This window comes from Parabacteroides distasonis ATCC 8503, from assembly GCF_000012845.1.
GTDB classification, from domain to species: domain Bacteria; phylum Bacteroidota; class Bacteroidia; order Bacteroidales; family Tannerellaceae; genus Parabacteroides; species Parabacteroides distasonis.
In genome coordinates, this window is record NC_009615.1 from 788882 (window position 1) to 805665 (window position 16784).

9 protein-coding genes, 3 tRNA genes and 1 pseudogene are annotated in these 16784 nt (G+C 48.1%); 5 read left to right on the top strand and 8 right to left on the bottom strand.

Going from position 1 to position 16784, the window contains the following annotated elements:
• Positions 1-46: 46 nt before the first annotated feature.
• On the top strand, positions 47-2224 hold the full coding sequence (locus tag BDI_RS03300) for a glycoside hydrolase family 20 protein (RefSeq protein ID WP_011966115.1): 2178 nt from the start codon (positions 47-49) through the stop codon (positions 2222-2224).
• Positions 2225-2264: 40 nt separating this feature from the next.
• A complete protein-coding gene (locus BDI_RS03305) occupies positions 2265-4508 on the top strand; it encodes a GH92 family glycosyl hydrolase (RefSeq protein WP_011966116.1) in 2244 nt (747 codons plus the stop codon).
• Positions 4509-4601: 93 nt separating this feature from the next.
• Here BDI_RS03305 and BDI_RS03310 read toward each other — a convergent pair whose 3' ends face one another.
• Both BDI_RS03310 and BDI_RS03315 read right to left on the bottom strand, forming a co-directional pair.
• Complete coding sequence (locus BDI_RS03310) at positions 4602-5528, bottom strand: magnesium transporter CorA family protein (protein ID WP_008772410.1); 927 nt, start codon at positions 5526-5528, stop codon at positions 4602-4604.
• Between the two features lie 377 nt (positions 5529-5905).
• Positions 5906-6799 (bottom strand): immunoglobulin-like domain-containing protein, encoded by an 894-nt coding sequence (locus BDI_RS03315; RefSeq protein ID WP_011966117.1) that lies wholly within the window; start codon positions 6797-6799, stop codon positions 5906-5908.
• A gap of 90 nt (positions 6800-6889) precedes the next feature.
• Between BDI_RS03315 and dnaB the strand changes: the two genes are divergently transcribed.
• Both dnaB and pulA read left to right on the top strand, forming a co-directional pair.
• Positions 6890-8407 (top strand): replicative DNA helicase, encoded by a 1518-nt coding sequence (dnaB, locus tag BDI_RS03320; protein ID WP_008779715.1) that lies wholly within the window; start codon positions 6890-6892, stop codon positions 8405-8407.
• 129 nt (positions 8408-8536) lie between these two features.
• A pseudogene (pulA, locus tag BDI_RS03325) lies at positions 8537-10534 on the top strand (type I pullulanase).
• Between the two features lie 91 nt (positions 10535-10625).
• On the opposite strand, the gene BDI_RS03330 reads toward pulA, so the two are convergent.
• Together BDI_RS03330 and BDI_RS03335 are read right to left on the bottom strand one after the other, a co-directional pair.
• On the bottom strand, positions 10626-11897 hold the full coding sequence (locus BDI_RS03330) for a phosphoglycerate kinase (RefSeq protein ID WP_005862970.1): 1272 nt from the start codon (positions 11895-11897) through the stop codon (positions 10626-10628).
• Positions 11898-11994: 97 nt separating this feature from the next.
• A complete protein-coding gene (locus BDI_RS03335; protein WP_008772406.1) occupies positions 11995-12456 on the bottom strand; it encodes a hypothetical protein in 462 nt (153 codons plus the stop codon).
• Positions 12457-12556: 100 nt separating this feature from the next.
• Between BDI_RS03335 and BDI_RS03340 the strand changes: the two genes are divergently transcribed.
• Positions 12557-14872 (top strand): sensor histidine kinase, encoded by a 2316-nt coding sequence (locus BDI_RS03340; protein WP_011966118.1) that lies wholly within the window; start codon positions 12557-12559, stop codon positions 14870-14872.
• On the opposite strand, the gene nrfA is transcribed toward BDI_RS03340, so the two are convergent.
• The 4 genes from nrfA to BDI_RS03360 form a co-directional block, all read right to left on the bottom strand.
• Entirely contained in the window at positions 14869-16272 is a 1404-nt protein-coding gene (nrfA, locus tag BDI_RS03345) for an ammonia-forming cytochrome c nitrite reductase (RefSeq protein ID WP_317194545.1), read from the bottom strand. The two genes, BDI_RS03340 and nrfA, sit on opposite strands and share 4 nt — an antisense overlap.
• Positions 16273-16468: 196 nt before the next feature.
• Positions 16469-16542: transfer RNA gene (locus tag BDI_RS03350), tRNA-Arg, on the bottom strand.
• A 28-nt stretch (positions 16543-16570) separates the two neighbouring features.
• Positions 16571-16644 (bottom strand) — tRNA-Arg (locus BDI_RS03355).
• A 27-nt stretch (positions 16645-16671) separates the two neighbouring features.
• Positions 16672-16748, bottom strand: a tRNA-Arg gene (locus tag BDI_RS03360).
• Positions 16749-16784 lie beyond the last annotated feature (36 nt).

A 16784-nucleotide genomic window follows, 5' to 3' on the forward strand; every position in this document is an offset into this window, starting at 1 on the left:
TTGTATATTTACGCACCAAGAATAACACAACTAAAAAATAAGTATTATGACGTTGCCAAAACGGTCTTGCATGAAAGTAACCGGACTTGCTCTCGCTTGTTCCTCACTACTTTTTTCCTGTGCTCCCAAGGAGGTTCCGCAGGTGAATTTAATCCCTAAGCCGGCCCATATCGAGGTGACTGGCGGTTATTTCAAAGTAGATAGTAATCTCATATTCGGGAATGATCAATCGGGTACGATCCGTTACGTGGTCGATGAGTCTTTTAATGGCGGGAATCCGGAAGGATATGCGTTGGACGTGACCGAGAAGGGGATTGAGTTGAGAGCCGCCTCTAAATCCGGATTGTTTTACGGGGAACAAACGTTGCGCCAGCTGTATACGTCGAAAGGGATTCCTTGCGTATCGATCCAAGATAATCCCCGTTTCCCGTATCGTGGCTTGCATCTGGATGTCTCCCGTCATTTCTTCCCGAAAGAGGAGGTGATGAAGTTATTGAACGTCATGTCTTATTATAAATTGAATACGCTTCATATGCATTTGACGGATGCCGGTGGTTGGCGTATCCAGATGGATAAATACCCGAAACTGACTACGGACGTGGCTTTCCGTACGGAATCCGATTGGCAGAAATGGTGGGATGGAAAGGATCGCAAGTATCTGCCGGAAGGAACTCCGGGGGCATATGGCGGTTATTTTACGAAAGAAGATATCCGTGAGATCGTGGATTACGCTACGGCCCGGCATATTAATATAATACCGGAAATCGAATTCCCGGGGCATTCGGACGAGGTGTTCGTGGCGTACCCGGAGTTGAGTTGTGCCGGCAAACCTTATACGACGGGTGATTTCTGCATCGGCAACGAGAAATCGTTTACGTTCATGGAGGATGTATTGTCCGAGGTGATCGAGTTGTTCCCTTCCGAATATATCCATATCGGGGGAGACGAGGCCGGGAAGGGAGCTTGGAAGACCTGCCCGAAATGTCAAGGCTTGATGCGCCGGAACGGGATGAAGGACGTGGATGAGTTGCAGAGCTATATGATTCATCGTGCCGAGGAATTCCTGATTTCCAAAGGCCGCAAATTGATCGGTTGGGATGAGATTCTGGAAGGGGGCTTGGCTCCGGAGGCTACCGTCATGTCTTGGCGGGGTGAGGAAGGGGGAATCAAGTCCGCTCGCATGGGACACAACGTGGTCATGACACCGGGTGGTTATATGTATTTCGATTTCTATCAAGCCGATCCGAAGACACAGCCGTATGCCATCGGCGGTTATACGCCGATTAAGCGGGCGTACAGTTATAATCCGGTGCCTATGGATTCGTTGACTGCCGAGGAAAGTAAGCATATCCTAGGGGTACAGGCGAATACATGGACGGAGTATATCAAGGATGAGAAGCATCTGGAGTATATGATGTTCCCTCGTGCCTTGGCGGTCGCCGAGATTGGATGGACTCCGCAAGAGGATCGTAGTTGGGAGGATTTTAAGCCTCGTATGAACGCTAATATCCCGGTTCTGCAACGGATGGGTATCCATACGTTCACGCTCTCGGACGAGATTGAGACCACGATGGAGGTAGATACCTTGCGGCGAGAGATCAAGGTCATGTTGGATGCGGAGAAATATCCGGCGGAGATACGTTACACGACAGACGGCTCTATTCCCACCGCCTCTTCCCGGGTCTATAACGGCCCGATCGTGGTGAAAGACTCCGCTGATATCAAGGCCGCTATCTTCCGTGACGGGCAGCTTCAAGGAACGCCTACCGAGAAGAAGGTGGATTATCACCGGGGTATCAATAAGCCTATACATTATAATAGTAAGCTGTATAGCGGTTATATGGCGGGTGGCATGAACGCCTTGCTGGACGGTTACAGGGGAGGCTTGACTTATCTGGACGGTCGTTGGCAGGGTTATTTGAATGACTTGGATTGCGTGGTGGACATGGGCGAGGTGACGGATATCCATAAGGTATCGTCCCGCTTTATGCAATTGATCGGCCCGGGCGTGTACCAACCGGGAGAGGTGGAGTTGCTGACATCGGAAGACGGGGAGAGCTATATCTCGCAGGGAGTTATCCCTACTACGATATCCAATACGGATAAAGACCTGTCTTTTCAGGAATACACGTTTAACGGCGATTGGAAAGCCCGTTATATCCGTATCAAGGCAAAAGAGGCGAATAAGGGTTTCATCTTCACGGATGAGATCGTGATCTGGTAAGTATGAATCAATTAATTATCAACTAAAATACATTTATCAAATGAAGAAACAGCTAATGACCTTCCTGTTGTGTGGTAGCCTGTTCGCTACGGCACAGCAACCGGTAGATTATGTGAACCCCTTCATCGGTACGAGCAATTACGGTACGACGAATCCCGGCGCGGTTTGTCCGCAGGGTATGATGAGCGTGGTTCCTTTCAACGTCATGGGGTCGGAGAAGAATCGTTTTGACAAGGATAGTCAATGGTGGTCTACTCCTTACTCGGCAGACAATAAATTCTTTACGGGATTCGCCCACGGTAGCTTGAGCGGCGTGGGATGCCCGGAGCTGGGAGGTTTGCTATTGATGCCGACAACGGGCGAGTTGAACGTGGACTATAAGGCTTACGGCAGTGAGTACAAGGACGAGGTGGCTCACCCCGGTTATTATAGCAATACCTTGACCAAGTATAATATCAAGGCGGAGGCTACTGCCAGCATGCGTACGGGCTTGAGCCGTTTTACCTTCCCGAAAGGGAAGAGCCATATCCTCTTGAACCTAGGCGAGGGCTTGACGAACGAGACCGGCGCCACGGTACGTATCGTGAATGATACGGAGATCGAGGGGAGTAAGCTTTTAGGTACGTTCTGCTATAATCCACAGGCCGTATTCCCGGTTTACTTCGTGATGAAGGTAAACAAGGCCCCGAAGAAGATGGGTTATTGGAAGAAACAACGTGAGATGAAGGGGGTAGAGGCCGAATGGGATATCTACTCCGGCAAGTATAAGTTATATACCAGTTATACCCGTGAGATGAGCGGAGACGATGTCGGCGTATGGTTCGATTACGATACGGACGAGGGCGAGGCTATCGAGGTGAAGATGGGTATCTCGTACGTGAGCATCGAGAACGCCCGCCTGAACATGAATACGGAGCAGCCCGGCTTCGATTTCGACAAGGTCCGTACGGCGGCTAGTACGATGTGGAACAAGGATCTTTCCAAGGTACAAGTGGAAGGGGGTACGAAAGACGAGAAAACGATATTCTATACCGGTATGTATCATTTGCTGATCCATCCGAATATCCTGCAAGACGTGAACGGCGAGTACCCGATGATGGAGAGCCTGAAAGTAGGCCATACCACCGGAAACCGTTATACGGTCTTCTCCCTGTGGGATACGTACCGCAACGTAAGTACCCTGATGACCTTGCTCTATCCGGAGCGTCAATTAGATATTATCCGTACGATGCTGGATATGTACCGGGAAAACGGTTGGTTACCGAAATGGGAGCTTTACGGACGTGAGACCTTTACGATGGAGGGCGATCCCTCGATCCCGTATATCGTAGACGCATGGATGCGCGGCTTGCGTGACTTTGATGAGCAAACCGCTTATGAGGCGATGCGTAAAGGCGCTACTACCCCGGGAGAGTTCAACCTGCTTCGTCCGGACGCGAACGATTATTTCAGCAAGGGCTATGTTCCTTTGCGTGAGCAATACGATAACTCCGTATCTCATGCGCTGGAATATTATATCGCCGACTGGAACTTGGCTAATTTCGCTCAAGCCTTGGGTAAGAAAGAGGATGCCAAGTTATTCCGTGACCGTTCTTTAGGTTACAAGCATTATTATAGCAAGGAGTTCGGAACGCTGCGTCCGATCTTGCCGGACGGCACCTTCTACGCTCCGTTCGATCCGAAACAAGGCGAGAACTTCGAGCCTAGTCCCGGTTTCCATGAAGGCAACGCATGGAATTATACGTTTTATGTTCCTCACGATATCAAGGGACTGGCCAAATTGATGGGAGGCGATAAGAAATTTGTCGATCATTTGCAGAAGGTATTCGATGACGGCAATTATGATCCCGCCAACGAGCCGGATATCGCTTATCCTTATTTGTTTAGCTATTTCAAGGGAGAGGCTTGGCGTACCCAGAAGTTGGTCCGTCAGTTGTTGAAGGATTGCTATCATAACGCCCCGAACGGTGTCCCGGGTAACGAGGATACAGGCACGATGTCCGCTTGGGCTATTTTCTCCATGATGGGCTTCTACCCAGCTTGTCCGGGCGACGTGAACTATGTATTGACTTCCCCGACTTTCGATAAGGTTACGATCCAGCTCGACAAGAAATTCTATCCTAAAGGCGAATTGGTAATCGAGTCTAAGCATAGTAATCCGGAAGCGATCTACATCAAGGACGTTTTCGCCGGCGATAAAAAGCTAAAGGGCTACACCATCTCGCAAGAGGAATTGGTGAATGCCGGAACCTTGCGTTATATCCTCGAGGATACGCATAAGTAAGCCAAGATAAAGATATACCGAATTTGATATTTACCGGACGCAGATGACACCGACAAGCACGGGTGATCTGCGTCCGGTTTATTTTTTGATATCCTAGAACCATTTGATCTTCCTGAATATAAAAAAGGCCGTAGCGGATAGCAAGATCGAGAGCAAGATGATAACCACGAAACCATGCGGCATATCCTCCATGTAGATCGGGACGTTCATCCCGTAGAAGCTAGCGATTAATGTCGGAACCATTAAGATAATGGAAAGTGATGTCATACGTTTCATGATCGTGTTCACGTTGTTGGAGATGATAGAGGCGAAAGCGTCCATCGTACCCGTAAGAATATCGCTATAGATATTTACCGTGTTATGGGCCTGTTTCAACTCGATCTCCACGTCCTCCACCAAATCCTTGTCGATATATTGCGGCTCTTGGAAAATATTCTGGAGCTTGGCCAGCATCACCTCATTCCCGCGGATGGAGGTGTTGAAGAATACCATGCTCTTCTCCAGCTTCATCAACGCTAGCAGATCCTCGTTACGGATGCTTTTCTCTAACGCCTTTTCCGCCTCGGTGACGGCGTAATTGATTTGTTTCAGGTATTTAAGGAACCATACGGCCGATGAGTGGATCAGCCGGAGGATCAACTCATACTTGTTTTTAATCTGGAGTTCCTTCCGTTGGGTATAGCGGATGAAATCGGGGATCAAGTCCGTCTTATGGTAACATACGCTTACGATGATCTCATTGTTCGTGATGATACCGATCGGCACCGTATTGAACGGGATGTCATGATCTTGGTTCTGCAACGGGATACGTAAGATGGTAAGCAACCAATTCCCCTCGTACTCGATACGGGGACGCTCGTCCGTATCGGCTATATCGCTCAAGAATGATTCGGGTACGTTAAATCGATCCATCAAGAATTGAAGATCTTCGGGAGTCGGGCACTCTACGTTTACCCAACTGTTAGGAAGCCATTGGTTCTTCTCCACATAACCGGCCTCACAATAAAGAAATTGTCTCATTATTGCCTCCTTTCGTGTTTAATCCGAGCAGAGGATCAATGAAACCCTCCGCCTCGTTAGTTCATACTCTGTTTTGTTTCTAGCGGGATACTGTCGTCCATAATTTGATAATTACTTATTACGGCGCAAAGATAATACTTTTTTACGTAAGTAAAGTTATGTCGCTGTATGCTGACAGCAATATTGTTGCCAGTTTACGTTAGCATAGGCTTACTTCTCTGAGAGTATTGCGATACTTCTGGTAATAGTACTGGAGTACTTTCACGAAAGTACCCGAGTACTTCCTAAGAAGTACTCCAATACTTCTTAGGAAGTACTGGCCGTCTATTCAATCCCGCATTTTCCCTCTTCGTTGAAGTAGAAGAAGAGCCCGGTATCTATGCTGACCGGGCCATGGCTTCTCTTCCTCCCTTGAACTCGGCCATGGGGCGAGGCTCGTGGAGCCGGCTGGCGAAGCGTGTGTATTCCTCATAATCTTCCGGGTTATCGGATAGGTAGAATGTGGCGGTTAAAGGGTAATGGACGAGGCCGGCGCCATGTCCGGTGCTGACGCTCTTATGCACCCGGTACAATCCCGGTGGGTTTTCCTTGAGTTCGGGTAGCAAGGTGGCCGAGAAATCGTCTCTTGTCTGGTTAGGAAAGATCGGATAGCCGAGAGCGACGAAGGCGGTGGGTTGCGGGATTCCTTTCCATGCCCTCCCGTCGAAACGCTCGATGAAATACTCTTCGCCTCCCATCCCTTCCAGGTCGGTATGGTTGGTGATAGCGATCTCGATCCGCTCGATGTTGGTTGGGTAGACGTTCGGTCTTACTCGCATGGAGAAGTGGGTGGTGTCCATGCTGATAGCTTCCTCGGGTGGCCGGTCGTAAGGGCCTCCGCCGATCCGGATGAGGGGCGAGTCGAATACGTACGTCTTAAATGCTTTTACATACGGAGCTTCCACTATGATAAGCTGTAGGAAGACGGAGTCGTCCGTGTTCCAGAGGGAGGCCATGTTTCTGCGGATCTTCCGGAGATGCGGGGGAAGGGTATCGTATTCCTTGCCGAAGAACAATTCTATGCTGTCCCGTATCTGCTTGGCGGTCCATCCTTCCGTGGAAACTGAAGATGCGGCATGGGTATCAGTCGGTAACGGTAGGGTATCTTGCCGTGCTATGGATTGGGAGTCGGCTGAGTAGTCGCTACTGTTTTCCCCTTTCTTTTGTTTGGTATGGCAGCCGTATAATAGGCAGCCGCCCATGATAACTAATCCGATAAAATACGCTTTCATGATTCGACAGGTTTTAATTCCTAAATATAAAGAATCTTTTTCAGAAATGGGTAAAAGATATTACCTTTGACTCCCCAAATAGAAAGAATGATGGCAGAAGGAACAAGAAATACAGGAAGAGGAAGGAAAAAGCCTGTGGAGATGCTCCCCGATATGGGGCGTCTTCAGCCACAGGCCCGTGAGTTGGAGGAGGCTGTGTTGGGTGCGTTGATGCTGGAGAAAGATGCGTACTCGATCGTCAGCGAGATCTTGAAGCCGGAGTGTTTCTATGAGAAAGCGCATGAGAAGATTTATGCCGCTATCGTAGACTTGGCGTTGAGCCAACGTCCCGTGGATATGCTTACCGTAACGGAGCAATTGAAGAAACGGGGAGAATTGGAGGATGTAGGCGGACCGTTCTATATCTCTCAACTTACCAGCAAGGTGGCCAGCAGCGCCCATATCGAGTATCACGCCCGTATCATCGCCCAGAAATATCTGGCGAGGGAGTTGATCTCTTTCACGGCGATGATCCAAGGAAAGGCATTTGATGAGACGCTCGATGTAGAGGACCTGATGCAAGAGGCGGAGGGCAAGTTGTTCGAGATCTCGCAACGTAACGTAAAGAAGGATGTCACCCAGATCAACCCCGTCATCAAGGACGCTATGGAGATGTTGCAAAAGGCGGCCCTCCAGAAGGAAGGTCTGAGCGGATTGCGTACGGGCTTCGAGGGGTTGGATAAGATGACTTCCGGTTGGCAGAATTCAGACCTTATCATTATCGCCGCCCGTCCGGCCATGGGTAAGACGGCTTTCGTCCTTTCCATGGCGAAGAATATGGCGGTGAATTTCAATACGCCTGTCGCCCTGTTCTCGCTCGAGATGAGTAACGTGCAGTTGGTAAACCGTCTGATCGTGAATGTTTGCGAGATACCGGGCGAGAAGATCAAGAGCGGACGTTTGGAGAGCTACGAGTGGGAACAGCTGGATTTTAAGATCAAGGAGCTTTACGACGCCCCGATCTTCGTGGACGATACCCCGAGCTTGTCCGTCTTCGAGCTGCGGACGAAAGCCCGTCGTCTGGTGCGTGAGCATGGCATTAAATGTATCATTATCGACTACCTTCAGTTGATGAACGCCAGCGGTATGAACTTCGGTAGCCGTGAGCAGGAGGTGAGTACGATCTCCCGCTCGTTGAAGGGATTGGCTAAGGAATTGAATATCCCGATCATCGCCTTGTCGCAGTTGAACCGTGGTGTGGAAGCCCGTCAAGGCGTGGAAGGTAAGCGTCCGCAGCTAGCCGACTTGCGTGAGTCCGGAGCTATCGAGCAGGATGCCGATATGGTATGTTTCATCCACCGTCCCGAATATTATAAGATTACGGAAGACGAGCGGGGAAATTCCCTGATCGGCCTCGCCGAGATCATTATCGCCAAGCATCGTAACGGTGCCGTGGGGGATGTCCGGCTGCGCTTTAAGAGCGAGTTCGCCAAGTTTATGAACGTAGAGGAAGATATAGCGGTAAGGGAATTCTCCTCAACCATGAACGGTGGAGACCCGATGCCCCCGATCCCATCGCCGGGAGCTGACTTCTTGAGTCAAGGTAGCAGTAACGAGGTTCCGTTTTAATATAGCATGAATGAACGAAAGAGGCGAAAACGTTTGCGGTAGATTTTTCGCCTCTTCTTTTCTGTTTCGTTGGCGAATCCGATTCGAATCTTCTATCTTTGTGATTGAAAACAAATTACTGAATCAGCCATGACGAGACACTTAGTTCCGGTATCTATATACCTGTCGCTGTTGCTTAGCTGCAACTCGCCGAAAGAATACAAATCCTTTGATGAATACCCTTCCTATGAGGGAGACGATCTGGAGTTGTTCTATTCCCCCACGAAATCCGTGTTCACCCTTTGGGCCCCGACGGCGGAAGAGGTCCGCTTGAATCTTTACGCCTCCGGTGAGGGAGGGGAGCCTGTCCGCCGGTTGCCGATGAAATCCTCGGACAAGGGTACGTGGCGTATCTCCGTGAGCGAGGATCTGAAAGGCTCCTTCTATACCTTCCAGATCCGTATCGGCGATAAGTGGCTGGACGAGACTCCCGGTATCTGAGCGAAAGCCGTCGGGGTGAACGGAAACCGTGCGGCCGTGATCGATTGGGCGGCTACCGATCCGGAGGGCTGGGAGGCGGATAAATCTCCCGAGTTGAAAAGCTTCTCCGATATTATCATCTACGAGATGCATCATCGGGATTTCTCGATCGCCGCGAACTCCGGCGTGACGCATAAAGGTAAGTTTCTCGCCTTGGCGGAGGAGGGCACGAAAGGGCCGGGCGGCGTGGCTACCGGCGTGGATCATCTGAAGGAGTTGGGCGTTACCCATGTCCATATCCTTCCTTCCTATGATTATGGCTCGGTGGACGAGACTCGCTTGCAAGATAATGTGTACAATTGGGGGTATGATCCCAAGAACTATAACGCCCCCGAGGGGAGCTATTCCACCGATCCTTACAATCCCGAGGCTCGTATCCGTGAGTTCAAGGAGATGGTGCGGGGATTGCACCGGAATGGTATCCGTGTGATCATGGACGTGGTTTACAATCATACCTTTGTGGGTGACGGGTCGAATTTCAGCTTGACCGTCCCCGGTTACTTCTACCGTCATAAACCGGACGGAAGCTATTCGGATGCCTCCGGCTGTGGTAATGAGACCGCTTCGGAGCGGGCGATGGTACGCCGTTATATCGTGGAGTCCGTGAAATATTGGGCCGAGGAATACCACGTGGATGGTTTCCGTTTCGACTTGATGGGCATCCATGACGTAGAGACCATGAACGAGGTAAAAGCCGAGTTAGCTAAACTAGATCCTTCCATCTTCGTATACGGCGAGGGCTGGACCGCCAGCGATTCCCCGCTACCGGAGGGCCAGAGGGCGATCAAGGTAAACGCCCCGAAACTGAATGATGTGGCCGTATTTAGCGATGACCTGCGGGATGCTTTAAAAGGAAGCGTATTCGAGACTACACAGGCCGGTTTCGCCTCCGGAAAGCCGGAAGGTAACGAGGAGTCTATTAAGTTCGGTATTGTAGGCGCTATCCGCCATCCGCAAATCGACTATAACCAAATATTATATTGCAAAGCGCCTTATGCGAACAAGCCTACGCAAGTGATCAACTATGTCTCTTGCCACGATGATCTTTGTTTGATGGATAAGTTGAAGCTCTCGGCCCCGAAAGACGCTACCCCGGATGAGTTGATACGATTCGGCAAGCTGGCCCAGACCATCATCTTCACCTCGCAAGGAGTACCCTTCATGCGGGCAGGAGAGGAGTTGCTGCACGATAAGAAGGGCGTACATAACAGCTATCAATCGCCCGATTCAATCAATGAGATCGACTGGTCTTTGAAGGCAAAAAACAAGGATGTTTTCAACTATTACAAGGATTTGATCGCCCTTCGTAAGTCACACCCGGCTTTCCGTATCGCCACGGCCGAGGGAGTGAGGGAGGCCCTTCAATTCAAAGAAGTGAACCAGCCCGGTGTCGTAGCGTATACCTTAGGGGAACATGCGAACGGGGATAGTTGGAAGAAGATTATGGTTATCTTTAACGGGAACCGGAAGGCGGTAACGGTTTCTCTGCCGGAAGGAACATGGATTCCGGTTTGTAAAGACGGTCGGATTTATCTGGACGGTAAAGGTTCCGTACAGGGTAAAACTACCGTAAGCGCCTCTTCCGCCTTGATCTTGAAACAAGATTAATACGGAACTAAATCAAAGAAAATCCCCCGGGACATCTCGATGAATACCGAGCGTCCCGGGGGATTTTTTATTAAATCACTTACTTATCTGATTATTTGTAAGCCTCGCCTTTTACAGCTGCGATACCCGGAAGAACCTTACCTTCGATAGCCTCAAGAAGAGCGCCACCACCTGTAGAAACGTAAGATACGCCGTTAGCCAAACCGAATTTGTTAACGCAAGCAACAGAGTCGCCACCACCTACTAAAGAGAAAGCGCCGTTCTTCGTAGCCTCAACGATAGCCTCGCCAACCGTGCGAGATCCGTGCGTAAAGTTCTCGAACTCGAATACACCCGTAGGACCGTTCCAAAGGATCGTCTTAGAGTTCTTGATAACGTCAGCGTAGATAGCCTCGGTCTTCGGACCTATGTCAAGACCTTCCCAACCATCAGGAATCTGATCTACCGGAGCGAAATCAGTCTTAGCGTCGTTGCTGAAATCGTCAGCGATCTTAGCGTCAACAGCCAATACCAAGTTTACGCCTTTTTCTTTCGCTTTCTTGATCAAATCAAGAGCAAGATCCAACTTATCGTCCTCGCAGATAGACTTACCGATCTTACCGCCTTGCGCTTTCGTGAAAGTATAAGTCATACCACCCGTGATGATCAAGTTGTCTACCTTGTTCAACAAGTTCTCGATGATCTCGATCTTAGAGGAAACCTTAGAACCACCCATGATAGCCGTGAACGGACGTTGGATGTCGTTCATAACCTTATCGACAGCCTTCACTTCTTTCTCCATCAAATAACCGAACATCTTGTTGTCCGTATCGAAGTAGTCAGCGATCAAAGCCGTAGAAGCGTGAGCACGGTGAGCGGTACCGAATGCGTCGTTTACATAACAGTCAGCGTAAGAGGCCAATCTCTTCGTGAACTCTTTCTGGCTTTCTTTAACGGCTTTCTTGGCAGCCTTCTTCTCCTCGTCGGAAGCGTCTTCAGCCAAACCTCTTGGTTTGCCTTCTTCCTCAGCGTAGAAACGAAGGTTCTCAAGCAACAAAGCTTCGCCCGGTTGCAAAGCGGCAGCCTTAGCGCCGGCTTCTTCGCCAATACAGTCGTTTGCAAACTGAACATCTACGCCTAACAACTCAGAAAGGTGCTTCAATATGTGCTTTAAGGAGAACTTATCAGTAGCGCCTTTCGGACGACCTAGGTGAGAACCGATAATTACGCTACCACCATCCGCTAAGATCTTCTTTAATGTAGGAAGAGCGGCACGCATACGAGTGTCGTCGGTGATGTTGAAGTTTTCGTCCAATGGAACGTTAAAGTCAACTCTTACAAATGCCTTTTTGCCGGCAAAATTGAAATTGTCAATTGTTTGCATAACTATTGTATTTAATGTCTGTATTAAAATGTTCCTTTAATCGCTTGCAAACTTACATAAAATATTTTTATTTGACCGTTTGCGCTTGCTTTAAATTTTATACCAATTTGAAACGTAGCCGTAATCTCCCGTCGGCATAGTCGTAATTCAACAGCTTGAAATGTCCGATCTCGGATGTATTCGCCACGTGCGATCCGATACATGCGCAGGCATCGTAATCGCCTATGCGTACGATACGTAATGTATCGCTGGCATCGTCGGGCAATTTACTTAAATCCACGATATCTCCGGCCTCTTCTTTCGGCATGAACTCGATGGTTACGGGCAGGTGCCGGTCGATCACCTCGTTTATCTTCTTCTCAACCTCGGCCATGACCTCCGCGCTGGGCTCTTCCGCCAATAGATAATCGCATTTAGACTTCTTCCTCTCTATGTGCGCGTTCTTGGATCTGGGACATCCGAACATCCGTACCATTGTCTGGTTTAAGATATGTTCCGCCGTGTGCATAGGAGGATACTCTTGCTTGTTGTGTTCGTTCAGTTGGATTTCTTGTTTCATATATTTGATGTTTTGATTGTATTTCGTGAAAAATATGCTCAAATGTACGAAATAAATCTTTAGTTTTGTAAAGTCATAGAAAACACCTTAAAGGAACGATATGCCAGCTAAGCGCTTATTTGGAATAATATCCATCATATTTCTCTTTGTTACCTGTATATCATGTAAATCCTCTACAGACTTATCGGAGGAGAAGCGTATACTCGTGATTCAATCTTACGAAAAACATTTTCCCGCCTATGAGAAGATGAAGGAAATCATGTCGAGTGATTTGCGGAAGAAGGGGATACATGCGAGTGTCTATTCTTTTTATTTGGATTGTGAGCAATATTCGGAGAAGCAACAGCGACAGAAATTATTCAAGAAACTGAATGAGTTATCGACATGGAACCCGGATATTATTCTGGTCAATGACGATCAAGCCTTGAACGCTTTGATAAATAGCAGGCATCCCCTCGCTAAATCGATCCCGGTCGTGTTTATGGGGGTTAGTTATCCCAATATCCCGATCATCCGGAAATATCCGAATATGACGGGCTTTTATGATAAACCGGATTATAAGAGGAATATAGAATTGATACGGCGGCTTGTTGGTAATTGCATTGTCATAAGAGTCTCGGACGATACCTTTCAGGATAATATGATGCTGGCGGACATGAATGCGCAGATTCAGGATATTTGTGCCGTGAACAATATATATTCCTTGGATCGGGTACGTTTATCCGGAAAGAACGGGATTTCGATATCGGATATACCTAAGATAAAGCCGGATACGATGTATATAAGCACACTCAGTACGAAATCGGCGAATGCCCTGATTAAGGGATTTGGCGAGAATTATTATAATAAAGCGTATCTGGCAACCAAGAGGGATTATATGACAATCTCGTTGGGGCGGCTCAGCGCCTTTCCATGTTTTTCCGTGATCAATGAGTTGATCGGTAATCAGAATGGCGTAGTTGGCGGGTATGTCACTGTCTTTAAGGATGAGGTAGAGGCAGCTGTAAACCGGGTCGTCTCTATCTTGAAAGGAACGCCCCTGTCCGATTTTCCGCAAATCGAAGAGAGTAACAAGGCTTATGTTTTTGATTACGGTGTGTTAGAACGTTGGGGCATTGATAGTAGTAAATTGCCGGAAGGAGCTATTATCGCGAATATGCCGTTTGTCATTCAATATAAATATTATATATGGGCTGCCGGCTTTGTTCTGGTGGTGATGTTGCTTCTGCTTTTTAGTTACCAAAGAAAGCGATATATACAGGAGGCTTTACATAAGAAGGATGCGCAGGAGAAGTTAAAAAGGGAGAAGACTTTTCTTTCTTTTGCGTTGGATAGCGGCAACATTTTCGCTTTTCGGTATAGCAAAGGGGTATTCGAGTTTGATAATAGATTCTACCATTACTTAGGTATGCCCTGTGTGCCGATGAAAATCGAGGAGTTTCAGGATGCTATACATCCTGAAGAACTGGATAATTTCCTTCGAGACCGGAATCTGCTGGATAGTGGCTTTCTATCCCGGAAAGTGACGCAACGTCGTTGTAACTTTAATAAGAAGGGGTATGAGTGGTGGGAATTTCGCTATGCCCAAAATAAGAATGAGAAAGATTTGGTTTCCGGTGACGAAGCTGTTGAGGTAAGTGGCTTATGCTTGAATATCCAGCGGATAAAAGACACGGAGAATAGCCTTATAGCCGCCCGCCGGAAAGCGGAGGAATCCGATCGGATGAAATTAGTCTTTCTGGCGAATATGAGCCATGAGATACGTACGCCTCTGAATGCGATCGTAGGCTTCTCCCAATTGCTCAATTCGGATATGCCTTTGGAACCGGAGGAAAAGGCGGAGTTTATAGATCTGATTACCAAAAACAGTGACCTGTTGCTTAAGCTGATCAACGATATCTTGGATCTATCACGCATAGAATCCGGTAGCATGTCTTTCTCTTATGAGAACCTCGATCTGAGTAAACTGATGGGAGATATCTTCCATACGCATCAATTGATGATGCCGGAGGGAGTGGAGTTAAAGATAAGGGTTCCCCATGAACCTCTTATCATCCGTTCGGATCATTTCCGGTTGACGCAGGTTTGTACCAATTTCATTAATAATGCGGTGAAGTTTACCGCTAAGGGATATATCGAGATCGGATACGAACTTAGCGCAGATGGAAAATCGATCCTTATTTCCGTGAAAGATACGGGTAAGGGCATTCCTGATGATAAAAAGGAAAAGGTATTCGAGCGTTTCCAGAAACTGGATGAGTTTGCCCAAGGTACAGGCTTGGGGTTAGCGATCTGCCAGAGTATCGTTCATACGTTTCATGGAAGCATATCGCTGGAATCCGAGGTTGGCGTAGGTAGTATGTTTACGATCTCGCTACCTTATACCCCGGGATTGGAGCTGGAGGAAAGAACTTAATTACCTTCGATGAATCGTTTATTGGCCCTCGCTTCTTCCTGCCATTGGGGGATGACGGTTTCTAAAAACTTTTGTTTGGCCTGTTGCTCGGCTTCCATATCGAGGCCGATATATTGCTGGGCTTTCGCTTTTGTGGAGATATCCGGCATCGGAACATCTTGGGTATAGCCTAGCTGCGCTAAGACCTTCATGATCTGGATGCGGGCTTGGGTAGCCTTATCGAGTCCGCTGCCCAAGATACGTGTGACTTCTTGGGGCGCGTGGAAAGCCGCCCCGTGTGAGGCCACGGCGAAGTCCCAACGCCATTGTGCCTGCCGGAGCAGTTTTAATACGTTTTTCATTTGAGATTCCGTAGCGCCTTTGTCCCAAGCGAATTTCGCTTCTATATGGGCTTTTGTCAATTCTTCCTCTACACGCATGCGTATGGCGTAGACTTTGTTTTGCCGTTCATAAACATCCTTGCGTAAGGTCTCCTCACTTTCCCGGTGGCAGGCTTGGCAAGTACGGTCTATCATCGCCAACGGGCTTTTGATATGATGGTTGTTGTACCGGTTCTCATCTTCCCCGACAGCAGGCATATGGCATTCTCCGCAGGAAACGCCTCTTTGCCCGTGAATGCCCATCTGGAATAACTCGAAATCCGGATGTTGCGCCTTTATCAAATGTGCCCGGCTTAATTTATGGGTGAAATCGGTGAAGTTTATGCTATCGTAATAGGCTTCTATATTTTCTACCGTATAACCTTGATCCCAAGGTAAGGTTAGTATACGATCTTCTCCTTGGAAATAATATTCGGCGTGGCATTGGGCGCATACTAGAGATCGCATCTCTTGCTCGGTTGCGTCCTCTATACGTAATCCGTTGCGCTTATAGGCACTTTTCAAGAATGAGCGGGTCACGCGCAATCCCATGCTTTGCGGTTCATGGCAGTCTGCGCATCCGATTGGATTTACGATCTCGTTGCCTAGCTCCGCCCATTTCTTCTTATATAAGGTCTTGGCATCGGTGGTCGTTAATAAGCGGGGTATGTCCGGACTTTTACATGCCCAGCATGCGGCAGGCTGGGGACCACTCGTCGGGGTCATGGGAGCGCCGGTCCGCAGGCTTTTGTATAGATCTTCTATGGAATACATATGCCCTCTGGGACTTAGATAATCTTTGGAGAAAGCGTATCCTGCCCATAATACCATCATTCCGGGATGTTCGGCCAAGATATCAGCTTGTTGGTTCCCATTAAACAAACTGCGGAAAGTCGTGTCCGAGGTTTGTTTCCAACTTTGGTACTCATTGGAATAACGAAGGTCTATAGAGTCGCTGTTTTGTTGATCGATTGGCTGATCATCGGTATCGTCGATGAATTTGATGCTATCTTGTCCGGTAACAGTGGTACGTAAGATCACTAATACGATAATGACGATTAGACTTATGGCTATAGAAGTTTTATAGTGTGCTTTCAAGTGTTTACCTTTTATCTTAAATAAAATATTCTTTGTATTAACTGCGAATATATGAATAATAATGATACGACCGGTAGAAATTGAAAAAATCCTTATTTCATTGCTTCCGAAGACGCTGGATGAAATAAGGATTCTCAAGTGACTCGCATAGGATTCAAACCTATAACCTTCTGATCCGTAGTCAGATGCTCTATTCAGTTGAGCTAGCGAGCCAATCTGTAAATGAATTTGAATATTCAAGTGACTCCTAAAGGATTCAAACCTTTAACCTTCTGATCCGTAGTCAGATGCTCTATTCAGTTGAGCTAAGGAGCCAAGATATATTCTATTGCTATCTTCGAATGGTGACCGCGACAGGATTCAAACCTGTAACCGGCTGATCCGTAGTCAGCTACTCTATTCAGTTGAGCTACGCGGCCATTGTTTCGTGATTGCGAGTGCAAAGGTACGTTTTT

Excerpts from the sequence above, each read along its gene's own strand:
- BDI_RS03300 (WP_011966115.1), top strand. The coding sequence starts at position 47 with ATGACGTTGCCAAAACGGTCTTGCATGAAAGTAACCGGACTTGCTCTC.
- BDI_RS03305 (WP_011966116.1), top strand. The coding sequence starts at position 2,265 with ATGAAGAAACAGCTAATGACCTTCCTGTTGTGTGGTAGCCTGTTCGCT.
- BDI_RS03310 (WP_008772410.1), bottom strand. The coding sequence starts at position 5,528 with ATGAGACAATTTCTTTATTGTGAGGCCGGTTATGTGGAGAAGAACCAA.
- BDI_RS03315 (WP_011966117.1), bottom strand. The coding sequence starts at position 6,799 with ATGAAAGCGTATTTTATCGGATTAGTTATCATGGGCGGCTGCCTATTA.
- dnaB (WP_008779715.1), top strand. The coding sequence starts at position 6,890 with ATGGCAGAAGGAACAAGAAATACAGGAAGAGGAAGGAAAAAGCCTGTG.
- BDI_RS03330 (WP_005862970.1), bottom strand. The coding sequence starts at position 11,897 with ATGCAAACAATTGACAATTTCAATTTTGCCGGCAAAAAGGCATTTGTA.
- BDI_RS03335 (WP_008772406.1), bottom strand. The coding sequence starts at position 12,456 with ATGAAACAAGAAATCCAACTGAACGAACACAACAAGCAAGAGTATCCT.
- BDI_RS03340 (WP_011966118.1), top strand. The coding sequence starts at position 12,557 with ATGCCAGCTAAGCGCTTATTTGGAATAATATCCATCATATTTCTCTTT.